Source organism: Novipirellula caenicola (assembly GCF_039545035.1).
GTDB classification, from domain to species: Bacteria; Planctomycetota; Planctomycetia; order Pirellulales; family Pirellulaceae; genus Novipirellula; species Novipirellula caenicola.
Genome location: NZ_BAABRO010000010.1, coordinates 255,232 through 269,189, shown reverse-complemented (window position 1 = coordinate 269,189; position 13,958 = coordinate 255,232). Strand labels below are relative to the sequence as shown.

The following is a 13,958-nucleotide window of genomic DNA, read 5'->3' as shown; positions in this document are numbered from 1 at the left end:
AAATGAAAAACATTGCGGCAAAAACTTGGATGACGTTTTTACTGCCGGACTCGTTTGGTCGAAAGATTGCATGCAGACCGAATGCGAGCGGAGTCCGCGATCGGCGAAACATTCATTCGATTTCTGGAACGCCGGTTATTGACGGCTCGAAGGTCGATTTCCCTTCCAGCCGGCATTGAATTGTTGCAGCAATTTTGCGACCTGTTCAGGCGATTTGTCGGCAATATTTACCGTTTCATTTGGGTCTTCCACGTGATCGTAGAGCTCGACGTCGACCGGAACAGCGTCGGGGTGTTCGGTGTCTTTCCATACCACAAGTCGATAGCGATCGGTTCGCATCGTGTAACCCATCAAATGATTCTCGAACAAATCACGATCCCATTTATCCCCCTGTTGCGAGATGATTTTCGATTCGACTTGCTCGATCAACGGACCAAAGAAGGTTTCTCGCATGCTCGGCTGTAGTGGGTTGGCCGCCCATTCACGCAGCGCGGGGTTGGGAAACTGACTAAACGCGGCAGTTTTCCAATCACGTTCGGGATCCTCGAGCAGAGGCTGGAAACTGGTTCCTTCGAGATGCGATGGCTTCGATATCGCCGCCAAATCGCAAAGCGTCGGGTACATATCGACGAGTTCGACGAGTGCATCGGTTGCCTTGCCTCGGTTGTGCTTGGGCATGTCCGGCGTCCAGATGATCAGCGGCACTCGAGTTGCGATTTCATAGTTGGTCGCCTTGCCCCAAACGCCCATGTCGCCGAGATGCCAACCGTGGTCGCCCCACACAATGATGATCGTATTCTCACGTTGGCCCGATTCTTCGAGGGCGGTGATCATGCGACCCACTTGAGCATCGATGTAGCTGACACAGGCGAGGTAGGCGTGTTTTAGCGTGCGGGATAATTCGGGATCGATCGGTCCCGTTTTCGGAATGCCGTCGCGGACTCGCAATTCAAACGATGCATGCAGACCCATTGCCGCACCGTTAATCGGAGCTTCGTCGTGCGTCGCCAGTGGAATGTCCGCTGGATCGTACAAATCCCAGTAGCGTTTCGGAGCGATGAACTCGAGGTGCGGCTTGAAAAAACCGAGCCCTAGAAAGAATGGCTTTTCGCCGTCATCCACCATCTCCCTTAGGGTCGCAATCGCAAGGTCGGTGTTGTAACCATCTCGATAAGCTTGGTCAGGAACATCGGCACATTCATAGGCGGGCCCATGAACGAGTCCACAGCCGCGAATGCCCTCGCCATATTTTGCTTGTAGCGTTGCGAGGTTCCGCTTCTGAATCGCCTGATTCTCGGGCAAGGCATAGGTCGATGTCGGCGGCTTTAGTTTCAGATTCTTTTTAGAGGGCGCACGACTCCACGAGTTAGCCATGTCAGCATGAGCAGGGTTGTGAAAGATTTTTCCGCAGTGCACTGCTTCGTAGCCGTTGGCGATGAAATGCTGGGACAGCGTGACGATATCGGGATTGAGTTCGCGGAAGATCGCGTTGTTTTCAACCACACCAATCGTGTCCGGACGTGCACCGGTCATCAGACTCGCTCGAGACGGGCTGCAGATCGCTTCCTGGCAATACGCGCGGTTAAATAGCAACCCGTCATTTGCCAAGGCGTCCAGATTGGGCGTGATCGCAATGTCCGATCCATAACACCCAAGTTCGGGACGCAGGTCGTCGACGGCAATGAACAACACGTTGGGTTTCGTTGTGGATTGGTCTCGGGCGACCGCGTTTGCGGAATCGTTCGCCGCGAACAATCCGAACGCGGAAAGGACCGCTGTCAGTGCGACATTGTTGGTGATCTTAATTTTTCTGATTCTGGCGGTGGAGAGGGCGTTGCTGTTTCTTTCTGACTCGAGGCCCTCCTGAGATGTTTGGCCCCGTCGAGAGTCTCCGAACTATTGGTTTGCGGATTCCTTTTTCTTTGCAAACCACCGTTGTCGCTCGATGCCGGACGTGATGCCGTCATGATTGGTATCCATCTCGTCAAAATTTGATTCGACCTTGGCTTGGTCCCAGGCCCAACCCGCACGATTCCATTTTTCTTTTTCCATCGCGACAAACTCAGCTTTGGTCATGTTAGTTTGCAGCGTTGGTTTGATCGGTTTCGTTGTAGAGGACGCTTTGTCGACGCCAGCCGTTTGTTGTTGGGACTGTCGCAATTTCGACTCGCTTTGCTTGGCGGCTACGTTCTGCCAAACGCGAACATAGTCAACCGACATCGCGGTCGGGAATCCATCGGTCGTGGTCTTTTCGTAAACTGGAACACGGTTGCCGTCTTTGTATCCTTCAAAGGGGTAGCGAAGTCCTAGTGATAGCGTCACATGCATAGGGAGATGCCAATACAGGTTCGGTTTTCTTCCAATTTCCTTTCCGTCGATGTACCAGACGATCCACTGCTCGCTGTTTTCCACTGCGTACACATGAAAGTCGTCACGAGGATCCCAAGGAGCGATGAATTCATTTTTGCACATTTCCGGATTCGTATTCGGACGAATCCATTGCTTCTGAGCGTTTCGGAGAAGCTGGGTGTGAAGATTACAGTCGATGTGATGGACGCCATGATGTTTCTTGGTTTTGTTGTCGAATTCGCTTTGCTGCAACTCAACCACGTCGATTTCTGAATAGGTAACCGTTTCACCATCCTTGGCCCGATAGCGATTCTGGGGGCCTTTGCTGTGCAGCCAAAATGCGGGTGATGCTCCGGGAAAACGCGCACATCCTTTTATCCGTGCTTCGAAGTACCCGTAGGTGATGGTGTGATGCGTGCGTGCGATCCCCGATTTGTAATCGAGTTTTTGCTTGTCACGTTGATGCGTTTCCTGGACCATTTGCAAAAGCAAGGATCCGTCTTCCACACGGACGTTTTCAGGATCCCAGCTCCACGTCCCCCAGTCTTCGGTGTCGATGTTCCATTTCCGAGTGTCGATCCGTTGCCCGTTGAATTCATCGGAAAAGCCTGGCATTAGCTCCCAATCGCCGACGCTGGAGTTGAGCACGTCGCCAAATGGTTGAGGCGGATCGGCCTGTGCCGATAAGGAAATGGCGATCGCGACGACAGCGATGGCCAGCGTCCTGTTTCGAAATTTGAACACGGTGTTGCTTTACAAAAAGAGATGGTTGTTGGGGGATAAGATGGTTGTTGGGGGCGATGGGCATGCTCACCGCAGGTCATTCATTGCCGAAGATCGCTTTCCAATTGGGCATGTCATTTTCAGCCCATTGCTTGGCTCCCTGATTGGTATAAAACCACAACGGTTGGATGTGCGAGTGACTCCATTTTTCTGCGGCCGATATCATCGTTTGCAACACCTCGGGGGTCGATCGACTGAGGTCGTTCTCTTCCTGGATGTCTTCGTCCATGTTGTAAAGCTCCCAACGTTTACCGATACAGCACGCTTTCCACTGGTCTAGGCGAACCCCTACATTGCTGAAGGCTGCATAATGACGCATTGCAAAAATGGGTTGGCCGTCGCGTGCATTACGTCCTGCTAAGAAGTCGTCCCAAATGTCTTTGCCGTCGAGCCGCTTGTTCTCTGGGATCGTCGCTCCAGCCAATTTTGCAAACGTTGGATAGAAGTCCAGTGACGTGATCGGATAGTCAAATTGCTTTCCCGCAGGAACGACGTTGGGCCAGTGGAAAAACATTGGGACGCGAAAACCGCCCTCGTAGACACTCCCTTTACCCTTTTTCAGCGGCGAGTTGTCCGAGCCGGCTCCTTCTTTGCCCCCGTTGTCACTGAGAAACACAATCAACGTGTTTTTCAGTTCGTCCGTCTGCTCGAGTGCGGCGACGACCTCGCTGACACCACGGTCCACCGCATGCACCATTGCGGCATACGTGCGACGCTTCTCGTCCTTGATGTGGGCATACAACGCGAGATCTTCTTCTTTCGCCTGCAGCGGTGTATGGGGCGCGTTGTAAGAGAGAAAAAGGAAAAACGGCTTGTCCATCTCGGCAGCTTGTTTAACAAACCGAACGCCTTCTCGCGACAACGCGTCGGTCATGTATTCGGTCTCGTTGACCTGGGTGCCGTTGTGTTCGGGCGGAACCACGTATTCATTGAACAGCGTTTTTCCGGCTTTCTTTTGACGGAGATAGGTCGCCATGTAGTGCTCGGGGAAATACTCATGTCCGCCGCCCAAGAAACCATAGAAGTCGTCAAATCCGCGGTGGTTGGGGTGAAACGGAGGATCGTCTCCTAAATGCCATTTCCCCATCACTCCGGTGAAGTAACCCGCTTCCTGAAGCACCGTGCTGATCAGTGTCTCGTCCACTGGGATCCCTTGTCCTTCGGTTCCCTGGACCTCGACACCTGCATTCGGCAGGTTAAAGGGAGTTCCCATCGCGTGCGGATACCGTCCAGACATCATTCCCATTCGACTCGGTCCGCAAAATGGATGGGCAACATACCCCGATGTGAACACCGTTCCGTTACGTGCCAAGCGGTCCAGTGCCGCCGTTTTAATATCCGTGGCTCCGTTGAAACCGACGTCCGCGTAACCAAGATCATCACACATGATCAAAACAATATTCGGTCGTGGCGGTTCTGCCGCGATGGCTGATTTCAATCCGGCGAGAACGAGCAAGACGGCAATCGTCATGACTACGGATTTATTCGTGGCGAAGGAGGACATGTGCAACGAAGTCCAATAGATAAAGGAAGGGAAGCTGCGATTAAAATTTGATCATCAGCCGCATGTATTCGGCATCATCCAACACGAGAAGCTGTCATCCGAGGGAAATCGGATGACGTTACGCCAAGACTGGTTACGCCAAGACTGGTTACGCCAAGACTGGTTACGCCAAGACGTCGTGCACGACGTGTCCATGCACGTTGGTAAGCCGCCGCTCGATCCCGTTGTGATAGAAGGTCAAACGTTCGTGATTGAGCCCCATCAAATGCAACAGTGTTGCGTTGAAGTCGTAAACCGTTGTCAGGTTGATTGCAGCTTTGAAGCCAAATTCGTCGCTTTCGCCGTAGCTGAATCCCTTCTTGACCCCCGCTCCAGCCAAGAAGCAAGTAAACGCACTTGGGTTGTGGTCACGTCCAGTACCGTTGCCTTGCAAAAATGGCATCCGTCCAAATTCGGTGGCCCAAACCACCAGCGTGTTTTCGAGCATTCCGCGTTGCTTCAGATCGGCGAACAGGGCCGCGGTCGGTTGATCCATGATCTCCGCCTGCATCGCATGCGTTTTCTCGATGTCCGAATGAGAGTCCCAGTTGGTAATGCCGTTTCCGCCCGAGGGATCGCTGCCGTTGAACAATTGGACGACGCGGACTCCCTTTTCGAGTAACCGACGAGCCAAGATGCAGTTCTGGGCATATTCGCCTCGTAGTTTGCTGCCGCCCTCGACGCCATAGGCTTTCAGCGTCGCGGCAGTTTCACCGGAGATGTCCATCACATCGGGCACGGTGGTTTGCATCTTGCCCGCCAATTCGTAGCTAGCAATTCGTCCGGCCAAATCAGCGTCCTCGGGATACTTGTTCAAGTGCCGTGCGTTGAGTCGCTGCAACAGATCGATCGTGCCGCGATCGGCGGCGCGGGTGAGCGATTCAGGACGATGCAAATTATTCGGGGGCGTCGTCGCACTGAAATCGGTTCCTTGAAACGCGGCCGGCAAAAATCCGTTCCCAAAATTGTTCTTGCCGCTTCTCGCCATCCCTCGCGGGTCATTGATCGCAACAAACGAAGGCAGTTCTTCGTTCTCGGTTCCAAGAGCGTAGGTGACCCAAGCCCCAAACGATGGGAACCCTTCCATCGTGAACCCAGTGTTCATAAAGTTCTCGCCCTGCGGATGAGCACTGGTGTCGGTCGTCAACGCGTGAAAGAAACAAAAGTCGTCGACGTGCTGCGCCAAATGAGGCAACAAGTCCGAAACCATCTTGCCCGATTCTCCGCGAGGCTTGAAATCCCAAAACGGCTTGGCGATGTTGCCAGTCGGGCCTTCGAACGTCACCGCGGGAATGCCCGGTGGTTTTTGACCATGCAACTTGGCGAGTTCGGGTTTGTAGTCAAACGTGTCGACATGGCTAACGGCTCCAGGCAGATAGATCACCAACACCTGTTTTGCGGGCATTGGGAAATGGGGCGGGCGAGCGGCGTACGGACGACTCGGGTCGATGACCGGACGAATGGGTTTGTTCCCAAATGCGGCCGTATTGTCGGACGCCAACAAACCGTCCTGCTGTAGAAGACTCGCAAGCGCCATCGCACTGGTCGAGAGTCCTGCGGTGTGCAGGAAACCGCGGCGATCCAGTAGACGACGTCCAAGCGGTGATAGTTTTTCAGGATTACTCATTATTTCGTTCTCGCATCAAGTTTTTGGGTGTGTGGTTCCAATCGAAGCTCAAAGCGGTTCTGTCCACCGCGGTCATGGCGGGGATCCCCCAGTTCCGTAGCCGTCGCATTGCGATTTACGGCAAAAATGCAAATTCGTTGGCGTTGATCAGCGAGCGACAAACCATCGCTAGATCGTGCTGTTTTGCCAAATCCAAACTGGCGTCAAGTTCATCCGACGTCGGTTCGCGGGTTAAAAGCAACTCGAAGCATCGCCGTACCGCTTCGGCCACGTCACCTCGGCTCTCTTTTTCTGCCCGCTTGGCGATGCGTCGCGATTGATCGATCACGAAATCGCTGTTCAACAGATTCAATGCTTGCAGCGGAGTCGTGGAGACCGGCCGCTTTGCTTGCACCTGTCCACAATCGGGGAAATCAAACGCAGTAAACATCTGGTCGTCGACACGCCGCATCCGCTCCTGATAAATCATCCGTCGCCATGTTTCCGGTCCATGGTTATCGACGATTTCCCACTGCGAGTACTTTTGTTTGACGTTGTGAATGCGGAAGCTTCGGCCACCCAACGCCGTGTCCAATACACCCGACGCTTGCAGGATTGAATCGCGAATCACTTCGGCTTCGACGCGTTTCGGAGGAAAACGCCATAGCAGTGCCGAACCCGCATCGACGTCCAGTCCTTCCTCTCGCGGCAGACTGGATTGTCGGAACGCTTTTGACATCACCATCAACCGGATCATATGTTTCATCGACCAAGCGGAACGAGTGCGATCGGGCGAGTCGTCGTTATGATCGCGTTGTGACGAATCCGCTGTATCGCCGCCGCGGTAATGGGTTAGGGCGGGATTGACGAACTCGGCTGCCAACCAATCCAACAGTTCAGGATGGGTCGGTTGGGCTCCGGCAGCACCAAAATCAGCGGTCGTCGCCACGATGCCTTGGCCAAAGACGTGATGCCAGAACCGATTCACCGCCACTCGAGCGGTTAACGGATGTTCGGGGTCGGTAAGCCACTGGGCAAACGCCTTACGACGCTGCTTGCCCGGCGAATCGGACTGGAGTCCTAGATCGCCTTCGAGCTCGCTCAATCCAGCCGGCGGAACCTCTTCGCCTGGGGTTTCAGGGCTACCGCGTCGGAACACAAATGTCGTCACTGGTTTGACGAAGCGACCGACAAAACTTGGTTTGGGGCCTTCTTCGTTGGCGAGTTCAATCAATTGTTGCAGTTCTTTGCTGATCGCGGTGCGCGATGGGTGCTGTTTGTCGAGTGATTGAAAGTGTTTCGTTCCCGCAACCTGTTTCCATTGGCCGTCTTCGGTTTGCACCTCGACGATGTAAGGATCGACATAGACGAAATTCAACCCGGTCAAATAGTCCGTTTCAAGGAAATCGCCGCGATTCGAACTCATGCGAATCCGGTTGATGTCACGAGCTTCTTTGAACGTAAAGGTCACCCACGGATAGTCATCGCTGCCTTCGGGCTTTTTGCCAGCCCAACCGTCGGTGCCATATTCACCGTCGTTGATGTTGTCGAGCGGACCTCGCGGCACGGCCATCTCTTCGGGGCTTTCGATTTTGGTGCCTTCGGATGCTAACGCAAAATTGCGACCGCGTTCTTGGCTGCCAAAGATCTCTAATTCATCCACACGAACCGCGTTCTTCGTGAACGTCAACCGCACGGCTTGGGTTTGGGTCTCGGGAAATCGCACTTCCTTGAAACCAATCCAATGTTCGTCCCACGGCCCCATGGATCGAAGCCTTTGACGCAGTTGGTTGATCTGCGAATACAATTCTTTGCCGCGAACCTTGCGAGGATGAGTGTCGGCGAGTTCCGGGAACCGACTACCAAATTCGATGTCCTGGAAGACGGCTGCCATCGAGTAATAGTCTTTGATCGAGATCGGATCAAATTTGTGGTTGTGACAACGGGCACAACCGATCGTCATTCCCATCGCACTTGCACCCACGGTTTGCAAAATTTCGTCCATGCGGTCGGCACGCGCTTGGCGACGCGCCGTCGGTTCTTGCCCGACGGTGGCTGCGGGGACGTGCGGCCCAGATACGAGATACCCCGTTGCGTCTCCTTGCCCCACCGTATCGCCGGCGATTTGTTCAAACAAGAATTGATCGTACGGTTTGTCTTCGTTGAATGCGCGGATCACATAGTCGCGATAGATCCATGCATTTTTGCGATACATGTTGCTTTCGGATCCATTGGTTTCAGCCCAACGAATCACGTCCAGCCAATGTTGAGCCCATCGTTCGCCGAAGTGGGGCGAATCCAACAGCCGCTCGACTAGCTCGGAATAAGCCGCGTCGGCATCCTGACCGAACGCCGATACAAACGACTCGACCTGCTCGGGAGTCGGTGCCAGTCCGGTCAAAACGATCGAAACTCGCCGAATCAGCGATCGTGGGTCAGCTGGTTCCGAGTAGGAGAGTCCCTCGTTGTGTAAACGGTTGAGCAAAAACGAATCAATCGGCGAGGGCTCGACCGCGTGCTTGCTGGAAACCGTCGCTGCCGAATTCACTTTCGTTGCTACCGATGGGATTTCCGGACGCACGACCGGTTGAAACGACCAATGGTCTGATTTTTCACGGACGACTTTGGCCTCCATTTGTCCCGGCCAAACTGCGCCTTGTTTGACCCATTCGCGTAGCAAGGCAATCTTTTCATCGCTCAACTTCTCGTCTGGAGGCATCTGCAGATCGGGATCCTCGTACGAGACGGCGGAAATCAGCAAACTGCTTGCCGCGTTTCCCGGCACGATTCCGGGATCACCATAGTCGCCTCCTTTTAGCAACGCCACGCGGCTATCGACGCGAAAATTCGACTCTTGCTCGTCCGGTCCATGACAATCCACGCAGCTCTCGTTGAAGATCGGCTGGATGTCGCGTTGAAAGTCAATTTCGTCGCCGTACGTCGTTGTGTTCAGGAACGCGACGCTGATGACAGCGGCTAACAGCATACGAACAAGGATGGAGTGATGTTGAATGATCATGATTTGCAATGATGGGAAAATCAGAAACTTGAATTGAATGGTTGGCGGTGACATTAAACGTTGGGGATTGGTCAATATCCCGAGGGCTTGCCGTTTTCGTACATCGTTTGAATCTCTTCGGAACTCAGCGCGGCGTCAAAGATTGCCAATTCGTCTATTGTTCCGTTCAAATTGCGAATGGCAAAACGGGGCGTTTTGCGAAATGGTTGTCCCCAGTTCCCAATCTCGGACGCACCGATATGCAGCCGTTTGACCAGCAGGTCATCGCGAATGGAAGCATCGCTGACGATTTGCCCATCAACGTATTGCAGAACTCGCATCGCGGCGGGGTCATACACCGCGGCAATTTGCATCCAGCGTCCCGCTTTGGATGGATCCCAGATCGGCGGCGTGCGATAGACACGGTGTCGCCCTGCGTCGCGGACCACTGCCTCTTCGACTTTGCTGTAGTAAATTACTTCGGCGCTGTCATCGACCATGACTGAAAACATCACGCGGCCTTCACTATCAATTTGCCAGTGAGGCTCGCCGTTTTCGTAGCCATCGGCCATGAACAACGCGTTGTAGACGTGAGCAAGACTGTCGATCCGAACCCAACACATAAACGTGAATGCTTGGTATTCGCCATCAATCAACGTACGGACGCGTGCACCGGGATGACTGAAATCAAGTCCCGTCGAATTGCCGCCGACACGCCCGGTGGTTTGATTGACCGAACCAACAATCGCACCGTCAAATTGGCTGCCGGTGTGAGCCAGATTGGGAACACTGCGTTCGTCTTGCAGCTGGGCGATTGGATAATAAGCGATCAGCCGATCGTCGCTTTGCAACCGTTCGGAGTACGATTTCCACTGCGAAAAACGCTCGCGTTGCTCGAGTTCATGTCGCATCCGCACATCGGTGACCGTGCTGAGATTTGAAAACGAGTCTTCGGCATCCTCGGTTCCCGCCAATCGTCGGGCTTGCCCCGTGGTCAAGTGGTTCCCGTCATGCTCACCGCCGCGGAGTTTGACTTCACCGTCGATGACTTTGACGCGAGCGGACTCGGGACCGACTTCCAAGGCAAACTCGGTTCCCAAATCGATGATTTCCGAATCCGCTGCCTTGACCACGAATCCTCGTGCTGCTGGGGGGACATTCGCTCTCATCCGACCGGCCAACATGCGAACGGACCAATCGGATTCGAGGTCCATCTTTGCAGGACCTTCGACCACAAGGGTTGCTCCGCAGAAAAAATCGATTTCCGCGATGCCTTCGTCAAATTGCAGCACCCCGGCGGGTAAGACATCCCCTTCGCGATACGGGCTGTGGTTTTGGGACCAGCGTATGTCAGCGACTCGGCGGAGGGTGGCGTAGCCAGCAATCGTGCGTTCAGCCGTCGTCGCTGCTGCGGTTGTGGCTGCCGACTCGACACCTGCGGATCCCGCGGCGATCGAACCCGACAAATCGGACTTGCCAAGCTGGTAGGCCACCGCACCGACGACCATCAACAATGATGCAGCGACCGCAAGCTGAACCCAGACAAAACGGTGGTTGGTGACCGGTGATGTGTCGAGCGGGGTTGGCTGGCCAACGGAATCGGACGCCGTATTTTCGAAATCGTGGTTCGCGACGAGATCACCGCTAGCCACTTCCCGCAGTCCGGCATCGAGTTTCGAGAACTCGAGAAACGTCGCTCGAGCTTCCGCCGATTCACGCAGTCGCTGTTGCAGCAATTCCGATTCGGATTCGCTGATACGGCCATCCAGCCATGCCGCGATCAGTTCGTTCAGTTCAATATCTGACATCCAAGCTGCTCCGCAACGTTCGAATTAGTACTTAAGTAAGGGAACACGCAGCTTGTTGCTTCTTTCCTTCAACAAGTGACGTTCGGTGGTTCCGCAATTTTTGCGGCATGGCGGCGTCAATAATGGGCTTCAGACCCTTACGGAACCGACGCGGACCGTCTTCCCTTGCCTAACCACTCCGACGTGGCCGCAATTTGGACAAAGAATTTTTGAAAAGATCGAAGATTTGACGAGTTTGCCGGAGTTTTAGCCAAAAAACGCGTCAATTGCGGCTTCAAACGACAGTGACAGTACCGTCTAAATTCATGTCAATCCATGCGGACTGGAATGCCAGACGCCTGAATCTGACCGTTCGCGGAGTAGTGTTCCGAGCGAATTCGTGTCGCCGAGGGACCGCATCCGACGGTGGTCGACGTCGACAATCATCGGGTGTTTTCCACGACGAAGCGGTTTGCAGCGAGGCGGACGCCTGCGCTTATCGCGATCAAGAAGTCCGCCCGCAGCGAATCGAGAGCCGATTGGGTTGATTTTGGTGCCAAGCAGTAGGGCAAAACGTGGTGTCGACCGCGCCGCTAGGAACGCTCGATCGTATAGGCCTGAGAAACACCGCCTTTCTGCAAACGCATCGGCGAACGATTATGGAAATCGTCTTGCACTTGTGAAGCAACGTCATGATTCATCGCGCCTGGATGAGCGTGCAATAGGTAACGCCACGTGGTGGGCTTGTCTTTGTACAGCATGACCGCTCCATCGCGACAAACCGATGCTCCCATCCAACCATCGTCGCGAACGTGCCACTTACTTGGGAATCTTCCGTTGCTCGGATGGTCGAAATAGGTGATGCCTTCAACGATTCCTTGGTCTATCTCGCCGCTGTAATCGATCCACGCCGACGGCATACCGAACAACGCCTTTTCGCCTTGTTGGCCGTTCGCTCCAGTGATCACCCCGCCCCCGAAACGTGCCGAGATGGCTTTGGCGACGCGTACCGCCAGCAGCCCAAAATTGGTCTGTTCTAATTCGATCGTCTCTGCCACCGATCGGAGTGATGTTTGCAGTTCGACAAAAACTCCTGCGCCGGGTGCGGGAGCAACAGCCACCAACAAGTCCTGTTTGATCACGGGGTGCAATTCGGGGCCGGCGAGCCACTCGAGCTGGACCGCCATCCTCGCTTCGTCATCGCCATCGTCATACGCCAACCACTGGGTTTGTCGGATCTTTGAGGAGGGTGTGTCCGCCCAGAAGTTGTGATTCGCGACTTTGTGGTGTGCGAACCATACGGATCGATGATGGTCATGATCCGGTGCTCCCGGGTGCCCCATCCGCGTTAACGGGATTCCCGAAGGACCGGTCAACGGAAAGAAAAACGGACGAGGTGCGTCTTCGGGCGCGTGCCATCGCAGTCGCTCGGTCCCATCGATTGCAAAAGAGACCTGATTGCCAGGAAGCGGGACAATTTGACAGCGAGGTGACGCAGAGATTCGAAATGGATTGATCGACAATGGTGTTTCCAAGGAAAATTTAGGCGAATAGTTCGTGAACGACTTTGGCTTCTTCGTGACCGGTCAATCGATGTTGGCGGCCGCCGTGCTCGAACGTCAACTGTTGATGGTCCAGCCCCAACAGATGCAATATCGTGGCGTGCAAGTCTCGAAAGTGCACCTTGCCCTCGACGGCTCGCGAACCGGTTTCATTGGTCTTGCCGTGCACGTAGCCTTGTTTGACGCCGCCGCCGGCTAACCAAAACGTGAACCCGTTAGAATTGTGGCCTGAGGCGTCTTTGCCATCGTCCGGGATCAAGCCAGGGCGGCCAAATTCGCCCCCCCACACCAACAACGTGTCCTCCAACAAACCGCGTGCAGCGAGATCTTCAAGGAGTGCGGCGATTGGGGCGTCAATTGTTTCGCAATTTGCCTTTAAGTCGCGTCGATGGTCGTTGTGCTGATCCCAGCCGCCATGATTGACTTCGATAAAACGCACCCCCGCCTCGGCAAACCGGCGAGCGAGTAAACACTGACGCCCAAAATCGGTAGGACGACACGTGCCGACTGACAATTTCTTTCCGACGCGATAACGCCGCAGTGTCGCTTCGGTTTCGCGACTCAAATCCAATAGTTCGGGCGCGGTCGACTGCATGCGAAAGGCCAGTTCCATCGACTCAATCACTCCCTCTAGTTCCGAATCCCCACGCCGAGCGTCCAAATGATCGCGGTTCATCGCTTGCACAAAGTCCAATTGCTGCCGTTTCACGTCGGCTGGCAAATGCGTGCCCGAGATATCGCGGATCATGGCCTTGGACATGTCTTCGCCGTTGGTCCCAATCGGCGTCCCAGCAAACTCGGTGGGTAAGAAAACGCTACTGTAGACCGAGGGTTTGGCCGCATTGAGACTGACGAACCCGGGCAAATTTTGGTTATCGGTGCCCAACCCATACGAGATCCATGAACCCATGCTAGGACGTTTTCGAAGTTTTTCGCCGGTATGTAGTTGCAGAAACGATTGCGCATGGTTGCCGGTATCGGCGTGCATACCGTTGATCACACACAGCCGATCGGCGTGCTTTGTCGTCTCCGGCAAGAGATCCGAAATCCATAAGCCACTTTCGCCACGTTGAGCAAACGGAAAGACCGAACCGGGATGTTTCTTATTGCCGGTTTGCGGCTTGTAATCAAACGTATCCATTTGCGCAGGTCCGCCACTCATGCACATAAAGATGACACGTTTGGCTCGTGGGCGGATTGCATTGGTGGTCAGACTCGTTCTACCTACCGTCGCGGTAGCAGCCTGCGATTGACACAGCGACTGCATCGCCAAATAGCCAAAACCACAGGACGCGGTTTGCAACATCGTTCTTCGTGAAATCATGTCCGC

8 protein-coding genes are annotated in these 13,958 nt (G+C 54.4%); all 8 read right to left on the bottom strand.

All coding sequences use genetic code 11. The features are described from left to right. Positions 1–135 precede the first annotated feature (135 nt). Positions 136–1,692: a sulfatase gene (locus ABEA92_RS19200; RefSeq protein ID WP_345685471.1), complete on the bottom strand. Its 1,557-nt coding sequence runs from the start codon at positions 1,690–1,692 to the stop codon at positions 136–138. A 204-nt stretch (positions 1,693–1,896) separates the two neighbouring features. Beyond that, positions 1,897–3,093, bottom strand: a complete 1,197-nt coding sequence (locus ABEA92_RS19195; RefSeq protein WP_345685470.1) for a kappa-carrageenase — start codon at positions 3,091–3,093, stop codon at positions 1,897–1,899. A 76-nt stretch (positions 3,094–3,169) separates the two neighbouring features. Beyond that, positions 3,170–4,603, bottom strand: a complete 1,434-nt coding sequence (locus ABEA92_RS19190) for a sulfatase-like hydrolase/transferase (RefSeq protein ID WP_345685469.1) — start codon at positions 4,601–4,603, stop codon at positions 3,170–3,172. 196 nt (positions 4,604–4,799) lie between these two features. Next, on the bottom strand, positions 4,800–6,302 hold the full coding sequence (locus ABEA92_RS19185) for a DUF1501 domain-containing protein (RefSeq protein WP_345685468.1): 1,503 nt from the start codon (positions 6,300–6,302) through the stop codon (positions 4,800–4,802). Positions 6,303–6,417: 115 nt separating this feature from the next. Continuing rightward, a complete protein-coding gene (locus ABEA92_RS19180) occupies positions 6,418–9,300 on the bottom strand; it encodes a DUF1553 domain-containing protein (protein WP_345685467.1) in 2,883 nt (960 codons plus the stop codon). Positions 9,301–9,371: 71 nt separating this feature from the next. Next, positions 9,372–11,087 (bottom strand): LamG-like jellyroll fold domain-containing protein, encoded by a 1,716-nt coding sequence (locus tag ABEA92_RS19175; protein ID WP_345685466.1) that lies wholly within the window; start codon positions 11,085–11,087, stop codon positions 9,372–9,374. 572 nt (positions 11,088–11,659) lie between these two features. Further along, positions 11,660–12,589 (bottom strand): DUF6807 domain-containing protein, encoded by a 930-nt coding sequence (locus tag ABEA92_RS19170; protein ID WP_345685465.1) that lies wholly within the window; start codon positions 12,587–12,589, stop codon positions 11,660–11,662. 19 nt (positions 12,590–12,608) lie between these two features. After that, complete coding sequence (locus ABEA92_RS19165) at positions 12,609–13,952, bottom strand: DUF1501 domain-containing protein (RefSeq protein ID WP_345685464.1); 1,344 nt, start codon at positions 13,950–13,952, stop codon at positions 12,609–12,611. Between the last annotated feature and the right edge of the window lie 6 nt (positions 13,953–13,958).